Raw genomic sequence first — 17,743 nt, 5'->3', positions numbered from 1 at the left:
AGCCTCAAGATGAAAACACCGAATCAAGTGCGAAAAGAGAAAGGCCAGCTACAGGAGCTGGCCTAAAAACTGTCAACCTATTTTAGGACGACACATTTTGTTATTTTTCCCAGCTTAATAGCACGGGCTTCTGTGCGTCATGAGCAAAGAAGTAACCCGCTTTCGGAGTGACATACAAAGTTTGCCCTTTGTCGAAGCAGTTTTTATCGAATGCTTTGTGAGGTAGATCGATTTCCCAGACGTCGTTGCTTTGCCAATCAATCGGAGTGAGCTCTAGGCGTACTTCGGCGCCAATCGGGTTGATGGCAATGACGCGCAGCGGCAAGCTGGCTTGCGCCGTTGGTTCTCTTGATACAAAGAACTCATGAGAGCGAATATACAATTGTCCGTCTTTTTGTTCTGCACCATTTGGCAGAGCGATACTGGCTTGCTGATTTTGCCATTTGCCGTTTTCCATTTTGCCTTCAAAGACATTGGCGTTACCAAGGAAGTCGAACACAAATCGGCTATTTGGTGAGGCGTAAAGTGCACCGGGTTGGTCGATTTGTTCAATGTGTCCGTTACTCATGACGACAACGCGATCAGACAACTCCAAGGCTTCTTCTTGGTCATGGGTAACGAAGACACTGGTGAAACCTAGCTCATCGTGCAATCCGCGTAACCAGCGACGTAGTTCTTTACGAACCTTGGCATCCAAGGCGCCAAAAGGTTCGTCTAGCAGCAAAACTTCCGGTTGTGTTGCCAAGGCACGTGCCAAGGCAATACGTTGTTTTTGACCGCCAGAAAGCTGAGACGGAAAACGATTGGCAAGATGTTCAAGCTGTACCATTTCCAGTAAATGCATCACGCGTTTTTTGATTTCGGTTGGGCTTGGGCGCTCTTTACGAGGCAAGACTTCTAAGCCAAAGGCGACGTTATCCGCCACTGTCATATGACGGAACAAGGCGTAGTTTTGGAACACAAAGCCCACGCGACGATCTCGCACATGCAAGTTAGTCACGTCTCGGTCGCCAAATTGAATGCGGCCTGTGTCTGCGCCTTCGAGCCCAGCGATAATACGTAGCAAAGTGGTTTTCCCTGAACCAGATGGTCCAAGCAAGCCAATCATTTCGCCTTCGTTGATATCTAATGACAAAGGTGACAAGGCTTGAAACTGCCCAAAGTGTTTGGAAATGTTTTCAATCAAAATGCTCATTGTGTCACCTGTCTTTCTTTTTCAGCTTCAATTTTTAAACTACGTTCCTGACGCCATTCGATGAAGGCTTTCAACAACAAGGTAAGTAGGGCAATCATTGCCAAAAGCGAGGCGCTGGCGAAGGCTGCCGCTGCTTGGTAATCCTCATATTGTGCTTGTACTAATAATGGCAAGGTATTGGTTTCGCCTCGAATGTTGCCAGACACCACAGACACTGCACCGAACTCTCCCACGGCGCGCGCATTGGTTAGGATAACGCCATAAATCAGCGCCCATTTGATATTTGGTAGAGTCACACGGCGGAACAGCTGCCAGCCAGAAGCGCCCAGAATCACCGCCGCTTCTTCGTCTTCTCGTCCTTGTTGTTGCATCAAGGGGATCAATTCACGTGCCACAAACGGACAAGTTACAAACACGGTTACCATGACAATACCCGGCCAAGCGAACATCAATTGGATGTCTTGATCATACAACCAAGAGCCAATCCAGCCGTTATTGCCGTACAGCAATAAGTACAATAAACCAGCGACCACAGGGGAAACTGCGAAGGGAATGTCCATCAGGGTCATCAAAAGTTTGCGACCTGGGAATTCAAAACGCGTCACAGCCCATGCGAGCATAACGCCGAAGACCAAGTTGATTGGCACTGTTAACGCCGCAACGACTAGAGTTAAACCAATCGCGTGCAAGGTGTCGGCTTCAATCAAACTGTTGAAGTAGTGCGCAGCCCCTTCCATAAACGCCTGCTGGAAAATGGCAATCAGTGGCACAACTAACAAAATCGCGGTCAAAAACAGCGTGAGACCAATGAGTAACCATTTCACCAATGGGCTGTCGCCGACTCTAAGTTGGTTCGATGAGTGTTTAGACGATGACATATAAGCTTCCTAACTGCGTCCGTGAAGACGACGTAAATAACGCGCCTGCCAAATGTTAATGGCGAACAAGAGGATCAGCGACGCCATCAGTACAACCGAGGCAATGGCGCTGGCGGCAGGGAAATCGAACTCTTGTAAGCTAACGAATATCATTAAGGACGTAATCTCGCTGACGTAAGGCATGTTGCCCGCGATAAAGATCACCGCGCCAAATTCGCCTAAGCTACGAGTGAATGACAAGGCAATTCCCGTCATCAATGCTGGCCACAAGGCGGGGAAAATAACCCGACGAAATACAGACCAATCGGACGCGCCTAAGGTCATTCCTGCTTCTTCCTCTTCTGGTGACAGTTCTTCCAATACTGGCTGAACGGTTCTTACCACAAAAGGAATACTGGTAAATGCCATGGCAAGCACAATACCCCAAGGTGTGTAAGCGACTTTTAGCCCTAGGCTTTCGAGGATTTCACCATACCAACCATTTTGCGCATATAAGGTGGCTAAAGTGATACCGGCAACCGCGGTTGGCAAGGCAAAAGGCAAATCCACCAAGGCGTCTAGAATACGGCGTCCGGGGAAGTCGTATCGAACTAACACCCATGCGAGCAATAAACCAAAAAAACCGTTAAAAATCGAAGCAAGTAAAGCTGCCCACAGCGTCACCTTGTAACTGGCAACAACGCGTTCGTCGCTAATCACTTGCCAATATCTGTCCCAGCCCATATCGACCGATTGCATAACCAGCCCGCTCATTGGGAGTAATAGAATCAAGCTGATAAACAGTAGAGACGTGCCCAAACTCAAACTGAGTCCGGGCAAGACGCGTTTATGGCGAGGCCGAGTCTCGGTCGCGCTTAGATGTGTTGCCATGTATTTGCCTATTAGGGTCTTAATGAAAGCAGTTCAATAATAAAGACGCTAGTCGCTTTAGAGACAGAAAAGCCGGAGACGCAAGCGTATCCGGCTAGTTGTTATCTATTTAGATATTAGCGGCGCTGAAGTTGGTCTAGTTTACCACCATTTGCGAATAATTCTTTAGTCGCTTGTGGCCAGCCGCCAGCAATATTTTCGACGGTTAACAAATTCACTTCAGGAAACTTGTCGGCAAATTCTTTTTTCACTACGTCGTTGTGTACGCGGTAGTTGAAACCCGCCAATAGACGCTGAGATTCTTCGCTGTACAAGTAGCTTAGGTATTCATGAGACACTTCTTCTGTGCCGTTTTTCTTCGCATTTTTTTCCACTACAGCGACTGGGAATTCCGCCAAGATAGATGTCTTTGGTACAACCACTTCGTACTTGTCTGCACCGTATTGGTTACGAATATTGTTTACTTCTGATTCGAAGGTGATCAACACATCGCCAATGCCACGCTCAACAAAAGTCGTTGTCGCGCCACGGCCACCAGTATCAAACACAGACACGTTTTTTAGGAAAGTACCTAGGAAATCATCCACTTTCGCTTCGTTGTCTTTACCGAAGGTATTTTGTGCATAACCGTAAGCCGCTAGGAAAGTGTAACGACCGTTGCCAGAGGTTTTAGGGTTTGGGAACACCAATGCCACATCATTACCAGCTAGATCGCCCCAGCTTTTGATATTTTTCGGATTGCCTTTACGAACTAGGAAGGCAATCGTTGAATAATAAGGCGAGCTGGCATTTGGGAATTCATTTTTCCAATCTGCTGGGATCATTTTGCCTTTGTCATGCAAAACTTGAACGTCAGTGACTTGGTTAAAAGTAACGACGTCTGCTGACAAGCCATTCATGATGGCGTTGGCTTGTTTTGAAGAACCCGCATGAGACTGTTTAATCTCAATGGTTTTGCCCGTTTTCTCTAACCAATGTTTTTCAAACGTTGGGTTGTAAGTCGCGAACAACTCACGAGCAATGTCGTAAGACGTGTTCAGAATCGTTTGATCTGCAGCCGACGCTTGAACGGCGCCGCTCAACAACAATGTACCAATAATAGATTTTAAAAAGCGTGGCTTAGATTTCATAGTGACCTCATCTGGGAAGCTTAATATTTCATTAAGTGAGAGGTTACTTAAAAGATTTAGTTATTACAACGGCTATAAATAAACTTTTTTGGAATATGCATAAGGCGTTTTTTGCAAAAGATATTTTTCAATTATTTAATTCTTTAAAAAATGTTTCGTTTCAATGACTGATTGCAGCCAATCCATAAATACAGTTAGGCGTTTGGTTGTTTGTCTACGTGATGAGTAGAGTAAAGACACCGGCATTGGCTCGGCTTCAAATTGAGGTAGGACAGAGATGAGTAGGCCTTTCTTGATGAGGTTTTCTGCGCCAATAGCGGGGAGTTGGGCAATGCCAAGCCCTGCTAAACAAGCATCTAAATAAGCATCTGTGCCATTAACCGCTAGGCTGCTTGGCATGGGTTGTTGTTTTACTGTGTCGCCTTCCATGTATTCAAATTGGGCGTCGAAATTACCGAGCATATGAGAATATCCAATCAGTTTATGATTGGCTAATTCTGCAAGACTCTGTGGAATACCATATTTTTTAAAATAGCTTGGCGATACGCAGTTTACGCTTCGGTACAGCGTTAATGGGCGAGCGATAAGGCTACTATCTTCAAGATCACCCACCCGAATGACGCAATCAATGCCTTCTTTAATCATATCTACTCGATAATCTGCGCTGCTGATCTTTAAGCGTATGTTCGGGTATTTTTCGAGAAAGTCGGCCAAATGCGGAATGACAACCGTAGTGGCAAAGCGGCTTGGCATGTCGACTCTGAGTACACCGCGAACATCATCAGGGTTGCGTTGGAACTGGCTTCCTAGGGCATCTAGTTCGGCGAGCAGTGTTTGGCACTGTGGCAAGTAGGTCTCACCGTCTTGCGTTAAGGTGATGCTGCGCGTACTGCGATGAAAAAGCCGCGTGCCTAATTCACTTTCAAGTCCTTGTATGGCACTGGATATGCTTGATTTTGGTAAGCCAAGAGCGTCTGCTGCCTTGGTGAAGCTACCGAATTGAGCAACCAATGCAAAGCGCTGCATGGCTTCAAACTTGTCCATCTCTTCTACCTTTGTTCGTTTAATACGAACAATGTTATCACTTTTATCATGTATATCGATCACAATAAGTTATCTACTCTGTTCAACGTGCCCAGAGCCGATATGGTTTAAGGCTTAAAAATTCTTACAGAATAGATTGGAGTAAGTGATGAATAAATTAGCAATTATTACTGGTGCTAGCCGTGGTTTAGGAAAAAACAGTGCTTTAGCGTTAGCTGACAAAGGCATAGATGTTATTTTCACTTATCACAATAATCTTCAAGCGGCACAAGATGTGATTGAAGAGATTAAACAAAAAGGCCAAAAAGCTTTTGCTCTTCAATTGGATACACGCGATTTTGATGCCGTTCCTGAGTTCGTTAACCAGCTTCAAAATTTATTGATCAATGAGTTTGCACGAAGCGATTTCGATTATTTGTTAAATAACGCTGGCACAGGTTTGCGTGCAAGTGTTGAAGAAACCACTTATGAAGAGCTAGAAAATATGCTGGCGATCCATGTAAAGGGGCCTTTCTTTTTAACGCAGGCATTATTACCACATATTAAAGACGGCGGTCATATTCTCAATATTTCTTCTGGTTTGGCACGGTTTAGTATGCCAGGTTCAAGTGCCTACGCGATGGCCAAAGGTGCTGTAGAAGTCATGACACGTTATATGGCTAAAGAGTTCGCAAACCGACAAATCCGCGTAAATACCTTGGCACCAGGCGCTATCGCTACAGACTTTGGCGGTGGTAATGTGCGTGACAACCAACAAGTGAATAAAATGGTGGCATCTGTTACCGCCTTGGGGCGGGTTGGAGAGGCGGACGATATTGGTAAAGCCGTTGCCATGTTACTGAGTGAAGACAGCGGCTGGATTACGGGACAGCGTATTGAAGCGTCTGGCGGTATGTTTCTATAACTACACACTGCCTTCTTTTTCAATCACTAAAATGCGCGCCTCACCAACGGGGTGCGCAACATGTTCCGTGCCAATCGCCGCGTAGAAAATATCGCCGACAGACATCAATTGAACAAGCTCTTTTCCATCGACTCGATAGTGCATATTCACCTCGCCGTCTAACACCACAAACACTTCTTCACCATCATTGATGTGCCATTTATAAGGTTGATCCGTCCAATGTAAACGCGTCGTCACGCCATTCATATTGGCAATGTCCAACGCGCTCCAAGCATGATCCGCAGTGAAATCTTTGGCTTTGATAAATGTCATGAACAGACCTCTGTAAAAAAATAAAATGATGAAGGTGCCAAGGTACAATTGACTAGATTGCTCGCCAAGTGAGAAAGAAATAAAACGTCATTTTGACGGTAATACAGGTGTTTTGATCGTATAATGATAAGCCTATGGACTACATCAATTTACGATTTTTTTGATCCAAATTGCCACTTAATACGTAAAATTAAATAAAGTATTTTGTAAAAAAATGCTGATGATTTTTATCACTCAATCACTTCCGTTTCGTTCAATCGAACACCAATAGAAAGGCTAATAATGTCAACCTCCCCAGAAAAAGCGTTTAAAAATGATGTATTTATTTACCGGTTTTTATTACTGCAGATCTTAATCTTGCTAGTGAGCGGTATGGTGGGAGAAGAGTTGCTCTCGTTTACCTTAATCAGTGCGGGTGTGTTATTTATTGCGATACAGGCGTCTTACAGCCTGTTCAAAGGCAGCACTGTATTTTCTGTGCTTGCTGGTATTTTGATGATGCTGTTCTCATCGGCGCTCATCCAGAGTCAGCTGGGCATGATTGAAATGCACTTTCATATTTTCGCGTCCATCGTTGTATTTCTAATCTATCAGGATTGGAAACCCATCATTGCCGCCTTATTAACTACCGCGGTATATCACGTTGGTTTTATGTATCTTCAAATGCAAGGCGCACAGATTGGCGATATGCCCATCATGGCGTTTGAGGGGCACCATACAATGTGGATAATGATCGTGCATTGTATTTTTGCGATCTGTCAGTCCGGTCTGTTGATCTACATGGCGTCGTTGATGAAGGGTGAATCCAGCTCAAACCTAAACATCGCCAATGCGATTGAAAAAGTCTCAAAAGACAACGATCTATCCATACGACTTGCCAATCCTAAGTCGAATGCAGAACAGTCTTTTAATCTGTTATTGGATAAATTGGCGAGCATCTTCACCGATTATCAAAATATTGCTAACAAACTGGTTTCCAGCAGTCAGCAAATTCACACCATTAGCGAAGAAGTGACTGGTCGTGTAGTGCATGGCAATACGTTGGCTAAAAGTGCGTCTGAATTGACCTTTGATGTTTCTCAATCTATGCAATCTATTACTCAGCGCAGCGGCGAATCGGCAAACTTAGTAACGGATTTGGAAAAGGGGATTTTGAGTGACAGCCATCAAACATTGGAAGTGATGGAAGACATGCAACTCTTGTCTAAAAATACATTAACGGCATCGGAATCTCTTAACTCCCTTACTGCTGACGTGGAGTCGATAACGAAGTTGCTCAGTTCAATCAGAAGCATTTCTGAACAGACCAACTTACTGGCGCTAAACGCCGCTATCGAAGCGGCTCGAGCTGGCGAAACGGGGCGCGGTTTTGCCGTCGTTGCTGACGAAGTCAGAACATTGGCACAAAGATCCAGTGAATCTACCGATGAAATCGAAAAAGTGCTCGCTAACTTGAATACCAGTGTGAAACTGACTGTCAGCTCAATGGAATCGAGCAAACAGAGAACATCGATCAGCGTAGAACACGCACAGTCTATCTCGAACGCCCTTGTCGAAAGATCAAAAGCCGTAGGTAATGTCGCAATAGCCAGTAAAACTATTGCGGCAGAATCCATAGAGCAAGAAAAAGTGATCACCTTGATCAACAGCAAAATCAATGAAAATGAACAATCCATTAAAATGCTGTCGAATTTAATGGCTCACCTTCAGCAGAACAGTGAAGAGATCGCATCTATTTCTAAAACTTACGAGGCTAGCGCCTATTTGTTTAAAACCCAGTAATGCCAGAATAGTTGTAAGTGTCATAAATACAAAATAGCACCGCCAGACGGTGTTTTTTTGTGAAAAACGCGAGAGCAACTTTAATGGACTGACAGCTCTTGATAAAAATTTGGATTGTCTTGAATGGTTGCCAGCACTTTGGCCGCCAAACCTGTTGGGTTACGGCGTCGGCTTTCCCAGCTTTTAATCGTATCTATGCTGGTGCCAAGGGCTTTGGCAAATTCCGCCTGAGAGACTTGAAGGCTATCGCGAATAGACTTGACATCAGCGATCTCAAAGCGAGTAATACGAGAGGCTGTTTTACGGCCTTGGTGGATTTCTACCGCTTCTTCTAGAGAAGATTTTAATTCATCAAAAATACTCATGTTAAACCTCGCTCTTCAACAGTTTTGTTAGTTTTTTCAATTCAGCTTTTTCTGCATTGGTAAGCCTATCTTTCGTACTTTTAGGATAAGCCATGATTAAGTAGATAATTTCTTTCGTTGCCAAGAAATATATAACTCTTGCGCTACTGCTTTTGCCTTGATTTCCTATGGCCATTCTGGCTTTGCGGAGACCGCCTGTGTCTTGAATCAAATCGCCTTTTTTAGGCTGCGCGATTAACTCATATTGTAGCTGTCTTAATTCATCGTCAGTAGCGATGGCTTTTATTTGCTTAGTGAATAAATGAGTTTCGATAAACTCAATCGCATGATCCATAGACAACAAATCCTTTTGTTATTGTTTGGTGTACATTGTACTCTTTTTTGTTTGTCCATCAAGTACGAAATTTAAGATAGGATAAACTTGAGATTAAGGTAGTCAGAATGTTACATAATTGAAATTCAGATGCTGATTATAAATTTTTGGAAGGGTTACTTATTTATGGATAATTTGAGTCGCACAAAATCATTGGATGATTTTGTAAAAGAAGTTAAATCTGAGAATAGGTTTTTCCGTTCAGAGAAAACGATTGCTTTCTTAGAGTGGCTTCATAATGCCATTGATTTTTATGATAAAGTTTCGGTTGTACTGCCAAATGATCCATTCTATAGGGCAAGGAAAGGTAGTGAAGAATCCTGCTATATTGCTGAGTATGAGGAAGAGGATGGAAATCTTATTAAGTATGTAAATATTGGGGGAATTTATCCTAGGGGGATGGCAAAAGACTACTTCCCTAAATCTGGGATGATTGGCTCAGGAGGGAGAGCTAATCCAGAAGGAGTCCCATTCTTGTATGTTGCTACGACACCTTATGTTGCTGTTTCTGAAGTTCGTGCATTTTTAGATGAGAATGTGTCAGTAGCACAATTGCATTCAGCCGAGAAGCTTAGAATAGTTGATTTGTCAGATTTAAAGAGGTTCACCTTTGGTCGATACTGGAAAGAAAGTGCGGATGCGATGTCTGATGAAGAAGTCGCTCAATCTGTTTTTGGGGATGTAAGTGACGCATTTTCTAGACCCATTCCTGAAAATAGAAAGACTCTGGATTATCTTGCGACACAAATTATTGCTGAGTTCCTCCATTCCAAAGGCTTTGATGGAATTGGTTATCGCTCTCAATTTGAATCAATCGTATATGAAAAGGAACGTGATGAAGGAAATAGCGAGTTTACCGCCTCGCGAACAGGTGGTTATAACATAGTATTTTTTGATAAAAATAAGTTTTCAGCCAAAAGTTCTGAGATTTATACAATTAAGAAAAAAGTAAACTTTATAGAACGTTCTCCTGAGTCCCGAATAAATTTGAGTGTTAGAAGCTCTGTTGATGTAGTGGCCATACGGCAACAGTTTGGAATGGCTGAGGATATTTTTGCTCACTATCTCGGAGTAGATCTTGGTGAACTGAAAGATTGGGAAAAAGGTGCAAGCCAACCAAGGGGAGCTCATTTTCAAATTTTAAAAATGCTTTCTGCGCATCCCGAGTTAATAATGCCAATTCTTAAAGAATAGATAATAATTCACAAAAATAGCACCACCAGTTGGTGCTTTTTTGTGTCTGTTCCTCTTGCTTCTCTCCTTCATAACTTATACTGTACTAGTACGCGAATACATAACTGTTTATCAAATAGAAGTGCCTATGAAAGATTTGGTCCAGTTTTTAACCGAAGCCGGTGATGATGTGGTGTTGGAAAAGCGCTTAAAAGCCTTGCTAACACCAAAAGAAATCAACGAGATGCAACACAGACTACAAATTTTATCTCTGTTGGAGCAAGGCGTGCCGCAGAGAGACATTGCGAAACAATTGGGTGTGGGTATTGCCACTGTGACCCGTGGTTCCCGAGCATTGAAGGAATTAAAAGAGATATGAGTTCATATAATAAAAAGCCGGAGCGTATCACTCTGCCGCGTAAGCCTAAGTACGTCACTATCAGTTCTGCCTGCGATTTTTTTGATCTGTTCAAGAAGGTCGAGAAGCGTTTTGATAACTGTTTTATGTTGGAATCCCTTGGTGAAGAGAGCTTCATTTCCCGCCATTCGATTATCGGTTTTGATCCTGAAAAATTGATTTGGGCCGAAGGCAAGCAGCTGTTTATCCAAGAACGTGACGGCAGCACGGAATCTTACGAATCCGATAATCCATATTACTTACTGCGCGATATCGTGCCGCAGAACATTTTGTCGCGCGGTTTTGCTGGTGGTTTAACGGGTTATATCGGTTACGACAGCATGAATTACTTTGAGCCAACCTTGGATCTTCAGTCGAGCGAGATGTTTGATGCGTTTCGTTTTGGTTTGTACAAAGATGGCTTGATTCTGGATAAGATGACAGGCGAGGTTTTTTACTTTTATTACGACGATAATTCCACTGGAAATCGTGTGGAATTAGTGAACAGCATGATGGCGGAACCAACGCCAGAAAACGGTCCATTTGTGGTGACGCCAGCGGGCGAGTCCATGAGCAAAACCGATCACGCGGATGCTGTTGCTAAGGTGAAGCAAGACATCATCGAAGGTAAGATTTTCCAGTGCGAAGTGGGCTTCAAAAAATGGTTCGATATGGAAGGCGACACTATCAATTTGTACGAGCAATTGCGTGAAGTGAATCCATCGCCGCAAATGTATTACATCAAGTTTGGTGAGCAAAAAGTTATCGGTGCCAGCCCAGAATTGTTATTCCGTGTGCGCCAAGGCGAAATGGAAACCTTCCCATTAGCAGGCACGGCGAAGCGTGGTAAAGACGCTGCTGAAGATACAGCGTTTGCGCGTGCTTTGTTGAATGATCCGAAAGAAATCGCCGAACACAATATGATTGTCGATCTGCATCGTAACGACATTGGCCGTGTGGCGCGCTTCGGTACAGTGAAAGTTCGTAGCTTGATGGACATTAAACGTTTCAGTCACGTTCAGCACATTTCCAGTGAGATTGTCGGCATTATGGCGGAAGATCACGATATGTTCTCAGCCTTGGCGAGTAACTTCCCCGCAGGAACCTTGACGGGCGCACCAAAAATCGAAGCCATGAAGATCATCGATGATTTGGAAAACGACGGTCGTGGTCCTTACGGCGGTGCGGTGGGTCAGTTCTCTTTCAATGGCGACTGTATGTTTGCGATTCCAATTCGTACTGTGTTTGCCAAGGGCAACAAAGCTTATGTGCAAACCTGTGGCGGCAATGTGTATGACTCCAATGCCGAAGACGAATACGAAGAAATCCAACGTAAATTTGCTGGCACTAAACGCGTGTTAGACAGCTTTGCACCAAAAGCGAATCAGGAGTAAGGGAAGCATGAAAGTTTATATTATCGACAACTACGATTCCTTCACTTACAACCTGTATCAGTTTATTGGTGAAGTGTTAGAAACCGAAAAAAGCCGTGGCGAGATTGACACTTTTGAGGTGATTGTCAAACGTAACGATGAAGTCACGTTGGATGACATTCGTGCCGCTGCGCCAGATCGCATCATCATTTCTCCAGGACCAGGCTCTCCAGACGACAAGGCGTATTTCGGTGTGTGTGCCGACGTCATTCTAGAGTTCGGTAAAACCATTCCACTAATGGGCGTGTGCTTGGGAATGCAGGGAATTTGTCATGTATTTGGCGGCAAAGTAGTGAAAGCGCCATTGCCAATGCATGGTAAAACCAGCCCGATTACGCACAACGGCGAAGGTATTTTCCATGACATTCCAGATCAATTAGAAGTCATGCGTTATCACTCGCTCATCGCCGAAGCAGAAAGCTTCCCTGACGTATTGGAAGTCACCGCCTCGGTAGGTGATTTAAAAGAAGCCGACTTCAACGACATTGCTACGATTCACCAAGGCGGCAAATTTGAACTGATGGGCGTTCGTCATAAAGAATACCCGATCCAAGGCATTCAGTTTCATCCAGAGTCCTTCGCAACCGAAGGCGGAAAAGACCTAATCAGAAACTTCTTGTTTCAGGCTTGATGAGTTAAAAATTTAGTACCTTTGAAGTAATAGAAAAGCAGTGCTCAGAAATGGGTGCTGTTTTTTTGATTTTTAATCCACTGCCAGCCACGCCCAAGCCATTCGTAAAAGGCGCGTTGGCTTTTGTAGGCTCCGGTGGCGTCGATTTGCCAGTCGCTTTTTTCAGATCCTAAATACAGAGCCGGTGCGGGAATAATGTTGATTCCTGCTTTTTCGAAGAAGATAGACGCACGTTTTAGATGTGACGCTTCGGTGACTAGCGCGGCTCGTTTTCCTTCTAAATACGGTTTCATCGTGTTGGCTTCCTCTTCTGTGTCTTTTGCAAGAGGGAAGGCTTTAATTCGGTTGGGTTGTACGCCTAATTCTATGGCGGCTCGGCGCATGACTTCTGCGTGCGGTTCGGTCATTTCATCCGAATAGCCAGACACAAATAATTGCGCGTTTGGGTTGGCCTTTAAAATGCGCAAACCTTCCTCAAGTCTGAACAGTGCGCTGTTGCCTAGAGCCATGATTGTCGGTGTATTGCTTAAATCTTTGTGTCCACTGCCAAGAACGATCACTGCGTCTACCGGTTGCTGAATATCAAACACAGGATAGTCGTGTTCTACCGTTGCAATCAGTGTATTGGCAACTGGGTTCCAGCTGGTTAATCCCAACATTAATATGCCGCAAAAGAGGAAAAATTTAGCGACTTTAGGCCATTTCTTCATCAGTAAAAATGCGAGACACATAGCCACTAAAGTTAGAGGAATTGGCATGAGCATCATGCCTATGATTTTCTTGAGGTAAAAAAGAACAATGCCCATGGAGCTATCTCTTTAATTATGTCGTTTTAGAATACAGAGAGCATAAAGTAGTAGGTAGTCATCTTAAAGTGAAAGTGCTCATAGAATTTAGTTTTTAAGGTTCGTTATTTGAATGGTTTTAAGTATTGATCTTTACTACTGGCTATGGATTGATAGAGGTCTATTTAATAAGGAGAAAGCTCTATGTTGATTGAAGTTTGGCTCGCTTTTGTTGTCGCGTCTATTACCATGTTGGTCATTCCTGGCCCAACGATTTTGGCTGTGATTGCGAATTCAGTAGCCCATGGTCGACGAGCGAATATCCCTTTGGTGGTTGGTGTGGCGCTGGGGGATTCCACCGCGTTATTAGCTTCTTTAGTTGGATTAGGGGCTTTGTTTTCTGTGTCGGCTTTTTGGTTTACTGTGGTGAAGGGTATTGGTGGCTTATATCTTTTGTATTTGGGATTTAAGTTACTTAGGTCAGGCGCATCACCAATGAAGATTCCTTCATCTGACAAGCTCACGTCAAAATGGCGTCTGTTTTTGAATACCTACATTGTGACGGTTTTGAACCCCAAAGGTATTATTTTCTTTGTGGCATTTTTGCCGCAGTTTGTTTCTCCCCAAGGTAATGCAGCAGAACAACTTTTCATTTTAGCAGTGACTTTTGTGATGTTAGCGACCGTGTCTGCTTCTATGTATGCTTTTTTTGCCCTTAGAGCACGTACGCTACTTTCTTCTGAAAAAGCGATGCGCGGCTTTAATCTGGCAGGTGGTTCCTTGATGTCGATTGCTGGTATTTGGGCGTTGTTTGCTCGTCGAGTCTCATCTTAGTCATTGCGATTCCAAAAGGCGTTTTAGCGTACCGTTTTATGGGTAAAATAGTCGCGACTTTTACGTGGATTTTATGAATATGATGACGCCCGAGATCTTTATTAAGCGCCAATGTAAGGCCGACACAGTGGAGCGAACCTCTTTGATTCAGTCATTGTGGAGTGGTTACGGCGAGGTGGTGCGTTATGCGCTAACGGGACAAGAGTCGCCATCGTCTGTGATCGCCAAACATTGTACATTTCCCATGGACGTGAATCACCCTAGAGGCTGGCATTCGGAGCACGCGCATTTGCGTAAAGTTCGCTCATATAAAGTTGAGCAGAATTGGTATCGACAATGGGCGTCCCGCTGTAATCTTTCGGCTCGAGTTGCACAGTGCTACGGTGATTTGTATGACGAAAAGACAGGGCATCGATTAACCTTATTAGAAGATTTAGACGCTGCTGGCTACGCGGATCGATATAACGCTCACAATATCGAGTATTTGATTTCTTGTATTAATTGGCTCACAGCGTTTCATGCGGGCTTTATTCACCCAACACCTTCTTCTGATTGGCCGCAAGGCTTGTGGCACAAGGGAACCTATTGGCACCTTGATACTCGGCAAGAAGAGTGGTCAGTCATGGCTGAGGGCGAATTAAAATCTGCCGCGTCTGAATTGGCAAAATGTTTGGATAACGCACGCTTTAAAACCATCGTGCATGGCGATGCTAAAGTGGCTAATTTTTGTTTTTCTCCACTCGATAATCAGGTGGCGGCTGTGGATTTTCAATATGTGGGTGGTGGTGTTGGAATTCAGGATCTAGCGTACCTTTTAGGGAGTGCGTTATCTGAATCTGAACTGACAGAAAATATAGACTACCTACTGGAGCATTATTTCTCTGAGCTAGGGCGTGAGTTAATGGCGCAAGGAGAATCGCAAGCTTTTGCTCAAGAGGTTGTCGAAGAATGGCAATACTTGTTTCCTATCGCTTGGGCTGACTTCCATCGTTTTATTATGGGCTGGTCTCCGACTCATCCGAAGAACACACCTTTTAGCCAGCAACTAACGGATCAAGCACTAAGACAGTTACGACGATCTTAGTGCTCGGTTTGTTTTCGCAGTGGCTTCTGCACTCATAGGGTCTTCTGGCCAAGGATGTTTCGGATATCTTCCGCGCATTTCTTTGCGTACTTCAGGGTAAGCCTCACGCCAAAAGAAAGCCAAATCTTGGGTCACGGCAAGTGGTCGCTGCCCTGGCGAAAGCAGTTCGATACGGACGATTTGATTGAGTACGGTTGGGCTATTCGTATAGCCAAACATTTCTTGCAGTTTGACCCTTAGGGTTGGCTGTTGCTCACAGTAATCAATAGCATGACTCGCCCCAGATGGCACAGTGATACGCGAGGGGACTTTTTTATTGAGAAATTGCTGTTGGCTCCAATCTAACCGAGATAACAATATATCGTTTAACGGGAGTTTATTCATCGCTTGTTGATTGGTTACTTTACCAAGATATGGCCCGAGCCATTCTTCTAGATCGGCCAATAATGCCTTATCAGAACAGTCTGACCAGAGGTTTTGTTTGTCGTGCATAAAGGCAAATTGTAAGCGCGCTCGAAGTTGCTCGCTGGAATCGTTCCAAGGTAAAACCGAAAGACCTTCTTGGCGAATATGCTGGCAAATCGCTTGGCTGATGTCTGTTTCGGAAGGCTTGCTCAGTTTTTGTTTATCAATACACAGTTTGCCGATCCAACGCTGTGATTCACTTAACAGGCGAGCGTCTTTTTTTGACCAAGCGAGATGGTTTTTTATGATAAATAAATCGGAAAAATCATCTATCAACGTGGAAAGTTGGATCGGATAGGCGAGAAAAATACGATCCTCTTCTTGGCCATGATGTCCGCCGATATCCAGCGCGATAAGCCACTCGCTCTGTGCACAAGGGTCGAGTGACGATAGGCTCGCCATGCGCCCATTAGCCAACTTGTAGCGAGTCTTGTCGTGGTCTTGCCCTGAACGTTGAGCAATACGATCCGCAAACGCTCGAATCAACAAAAAGGCGACTTCCTGTTGATTATTCGCTGACGTTTGTTGAACGCTGATTTGATGACTGCGTCTTTGCCATTGTTGCTGAGCGTTTAAGTAGTTCTGTCTCGGTCGCTTACTCTGCGTCTGATTGTGACCGGCTAACCAGCTCAGTCGATCTGATAAGTCGCTATGATGATTCGCAAAGGGATCGCCTTCCGACAGTATGGTGCAGATGGCGCTGGCTGCATCACTGTCATCATTTTGTTTTCCATCTAAAAGCAATCGAGCGAGTCTGGGTTCGATGCCGAGATTGCTCATTTGCTCACCGAGTTGGCTTAACTCTAAATACGGTTGTGATGTTTGATTTTGTTCAAGAGCTTGCAGATTGGTTAGCAAGTCGATCGATTGTTGCCAGTGGCTGTTTGGTGGCGGTGTAATCCAATCTAATTCAAGACGCTCTTGTACACCCCATTTCGCCAAATCCATCACCAAACTGCTGAGGTCGCTGATTTCTATTTGCGGCTGAGCTTGCGGTGCGAGTTGATGTTGTTGACTTTCGCTCCACCAACGATAACAAATGCCTTCTTCGGTACGGCCTGCTCGGCCCATTCGCTGAGTGGTTTCTGCCTGGGTCGCGCGACGAGTATGTAAGCGTGTCGTTGCTGTGCTGGCATCAAAGCGCGCTTCTCGACTTAAGCCGCTGTCAATCACCACTCGGATACCATCAATAGTTAAACTGGTTTGGGCAATGGCTGTGGCGAGTACAATTTTTCGATTGGGCGCTGTTGTAGGTTCAATTACCGCTTCTTGTTCTTTCAAGCTTAATTCGCCATACAAAGGCAAGATGCTTAAATATGGTTCATGACCTAAACGTTGTTGTAATTGGCTTGCCGCTTGACGAATTTCTTTTTGACCTGGTAGAAAAACGAGTAGGCTGCCAGTTTCTTCATTAAAGGCTTGGCAGGTGAGTCGTACTACTTCATCGGTGACTTGAAAGGTCTTGAGTGCCTTGTTGCTGTAATGAACGGTGATGGGAAAACTGCGGCCTTGGCTGGTTAGAGTCGGGCAGCCGAGTCGTGTTTCAAGCGCCTCGGTATCAAGTGTGGCGGACATGACTAACAGCTTAAGCGGGTCTTCATCGCGATACAGTTGTCGTGCTTGCAAGCATAAAGCAAAAGCTAAATCTGAGTGCAAATTACGTTCGTGGAATTCGTCGAAGATTACTAAAGCAATGTCATCTAAACTGGGATCATCGTGCAGCATACGCGTTAGCACGCCTTCGGTGACTACCAAGACTTGCGTCTGAGCGCTTTCTTTTCCTTCGTGGCGAATACGATAGCCAACGCGTTTTCCAAGCGGCTCTTGCAAGGTATCAGCAAGACGCTTTGCCGCGGCTTTAGCGGCTAAGCGTCTTGGTTCTAACATGATGATCTTGCGACCTTTTAGCCAAGCCTCATTCATTAAAGCCAGCGGCACTACTGTGGTTTTACCTGCACCGGGCGCGGCTTCTAAAATGGCCTCGTGGTGATGCAAAAGCTGGTTTTTTAGCTGGGGAATAAGTTGGTAAATCGGTAGTTCGTTAGACATAAGACCGCTCATTAATACGCTGTGATAATGATAACGTTT

Annotated in this window: 18 protein-coding genes; 8 read left to right on the top strand and 10 right to left on the bottom strand. The window is 44.6% G+C overall.

Annotation, left to right across the window (positions count from 1 at the left end):
- Window positions 1–100: 100 nt before the first annotated feature.
- The 5 genes from DFP77_RS14680 to DFP77_RS14660 form a co-directional block, all read right to left on the bottom strand.
- Window positions 101–1,195: a sulfate/molybdate ABC transporter ATP-binding protein gene (locus DFP77_RS14680; RefSeq protein WP_114412966.1), complete on the bottom strand. Its 1,095-nt coding sequence runs from the start codon at window positions 1,193–1,195 to the stop codon at window positions 101–103.
- The gene (gene cysW, locus DFP77_RS14675; RefSeq protein ID WP_114412964.1) at window positions 1,192–2,073 is read right to left on the bottom strand and encodes a sulfate ABC transporter permease subunit CysW; all 882 of its coding nucleotides are present in this window, start codon (window positions 2,071–2,073) and stop codon (window positions 1,192–1,194) included. The genes DFP77_RS14680 and cysW overlap by 4 nt, the downstream gene beginning before the upstream one ends.
- A gap of 9 nt (window positions 2,074–2,082) precedes the next feature.
- Complete coding sequence (gene cysT, locus DFP77_RS14670; protein WP_114412963.1) at window positions 2,083–2,943, bottom strand: sulfate/thiosulfate ABC transporter permease CysT; 861 nt, start codon at window positions 2,941–2,943, stop codon at window positions 2,083–2,085.
- Window positions 2,944–3,059: 116 nt separating this feature from the next.
- Window positions 3,060–4,073, bottom strand: a complete 1,014-nt coding sequence (gene cysP / locus DFP77_RS14665) for a thiosulfate ABC transporter substrate-binding protein CysP (RefSeq protein WP_114412962.1) — start codon at window positions 4,071–4,073, stop codon at window positions 3,060–3,062.
- 135 nt (window positions 4,074–4,208) lie between these two features.
- The gene (locus DFP77_RS14660; RefSeq protein ID WP_220235543.1) at window positions 4,209–5,180 is read right to left on the bottom strand and encodes a LysR family transcriptional regulator; all 972 of its coding nucleotides are present in this window, start codon (window positions 5,178–5,180) and stop codon (window positions 4,209–4,211) included.
- An 85-nt stretch (window positions 5,181–5,265) separates the two neighbouring features.
- Between DFP77_RS14660 and DFP77_RS14655 the strand changes: the two genes are divergently transcribed.
- Complete coding sequence (locus tag DFP77_RS14655; protein ID WP_114412959.1) at window positions 5,266–6,021, top strand: SDR family NAD(P)-dependent oxidoreductase; 756 nt, start codon at window positions 5,266–5,268, stop codon at window positions 6,019–6,021.
- Here DFP77_RS14655 and DFP77_RS14650 read toward each other — a convergent pair whose 3' ends face one another.
- The gene (locus tag DFP77_RS14650; RefSeq protein ID WP_114412958.1) at window positions 6,022–6,333 is read right to left on the bottom strand and encodes a cupin domain-containing protein; all 312 of its coding nucleotides are present in this window, start codon (window positions 6,331–6,333) and stop codon (window positions 6,022–6,024) included. It abuts the gene before it with no gap.
- 282 nt (window positions 6,334–6,615) lie between these two features.
- On the opposite strand from DFP77_RS14650, the gene DFP77_RS14645 reads away from it, so the two are divergent.
- Window positions 6,616–8,115: a methyl-accepting chemotaxis protein gene (locus DFP77_RS14645; protein ID WP_114412957.1), complete on the top strand. Its 1,500-nt coding sequence runs from the start codon at window positions 6,616–6,618 to the stop codon at window positions 8,113–8,115.
- A gap of 80 nt (window positions 8,116–8,195) precedes the next feature.
- On the opposite strand, the gene nadS is transcribed toward DFP77_RS14645, so the two are convergent.
- Both nadS and DFP77_RS14635 read right to left on the bottom strand, forming a co-directional pair.
- Complete coding sequence (gene nadS / locus DFP77_RS14640; protein WP_114412956.1) at window positions 8,196–8,480, bottom strand: NadS family protein; 285 nt, start codon at window positions 8,478–8,480, stop codon at window positions 8,196–8,198.
- A 1-nt stretch (window position 8,481) separates the two neighbouring features.
- Window positions 8,482–8,814 (bottom strand): type II toxin-antitoxin system RelE/ParE family toxin, encoded by a 333-nt coding sequence (locus tag DFP77_RS14635; protein ID WP_114412955.1) that lies wholly within the window; start codon window positions 8,812–8,814, stop codon window positions 8,482–8,484.
- A gap of 165 nt (window positions 8,815–8,979) precedes the next feature.
- Here DFP77_RS14635 and DFP77_RS14630 point away from each other — a divergent pair, with 165 nt between their 5' ends.
- From DFP77_RS14630 to DFP77_RS14615, 4 genes are all read left to right on the top strand, one after another.
- Window positions 8,980–10,047, top strand: a complete 1,068-nt coding sequence (locus DFP77_RS14630; RefSeq protein WP_181858566.1) for an RES domain-containing protein — start codon at window positions 8,980–8,982, stop codon at window positions 10,045–10,047.
- Between the two features lie 127 nt (window positions 10,048–10,174).
- Entirely contained in the window at window positions 10,175–10,405 is a 231-nt protein-coding gene (locus tag DFP77_RS14625; protein ID WP_110574998.1) for a Trp family transcriptional regulator, read from the top strand.
- Entirely contained in the window at window positions 10,402–11,817 is a 1,416-nt protein-coding gene (locus tag DFP77_RS14620; protein ID WP_114412952.1) for an anthranilate synthase component I family protein, read from the top strand. Before DFP77_RS14625 ends, DFP77_RS14620 begins: the two co-directional genes overlap by 4 nt.
- A gap of 7 nt (window positions 11,818–11,824) precedes the next feature.
- Entirely contained in the window at window positions 11,825–12,487 is a 663-nt protein-coding gene (locus DFP77_RS14615; protein ID WP_114412950.1) for an anthranilate synthase component II, read from the top strand.
- A gap of 44 nt (window positions 12,488–12,531) precedes the next feature.
- Here DFP77_RS14615 and DFP77_RS14610 read toward each other — a convergent pair whose 3' ends face one another.
- Complete coding sequence (locus tag DFP77_RS14610) at window positions 12,532–13,293, bottom strand: ElyC/SanA/YdcF family protein (protein ID WP_181858565.1); 762 nt, start codon at window positions 13,291–13,293, stop codon at window positions 12,532–12,534.
- A gap of 183 nt (window positions 13,294–13,476) precedes the next feature.
- Between DFP77_RS14610 and DFP77_RS14605 the strand changes: the two genes are divergently transcribed.
- Window positions 13,477–14,106 carry a LysE family translocator gene (locus DFP77_RS14605; RefSeq protein WP_114412949.1) on the top strand — a complete coding sequence of 210 codons (630 nt, stop codon included), beginning with the start codon at window positions 13,477–13,479 and terminating at the stop codon, window positions 14,104–14,106.
- A gap of 73 nt (window positions 14,107–14,179) precedes the next feature.
- Window positions 14,180–15,190 (top strand): phosphotransferase, encoded by a 1,011-nt coding sequence (locus tag DFP77_RS14600; protein ID WP_258861177.1) that lies wholly within the window; start codon window positions 14,180–14,182, stop codon window positions 15,188–15,190.
- Here the strand turns inward: DFP77_RS14600 and hrpB are convergent.
- On the bottom strand, window positions 15,176–17,704 hold the full coding sequence (gene hrpB / locus DFP77_RS14595; RefSeq protein ID WP_114412948.1) for an ATP-dependent helicase HrpB: 2,529 nt from the start codon (window positions 17,702–17,704) through the stop codon (window positions 15,176–15,178). The genes DFP77_RS14600 and hrpB overlap by 15 nt on opposite strands.
- Between the last annotated feature and the right edge of the window lie 39 nt (window positions 17,705–17,743).

This window comes from Marinomonas foliarum (assembly GCF_003337275.1).
Lineage (GTDB): Bacteria > Pseudomonadota > Gammaproteobacteria > Pseudomonadales > Marinomonadaceae > Marinomonas > Marinomonas foliarum.
This window is presented reverse-complemented; position numbering and strand designations above follow the sequence as displayed.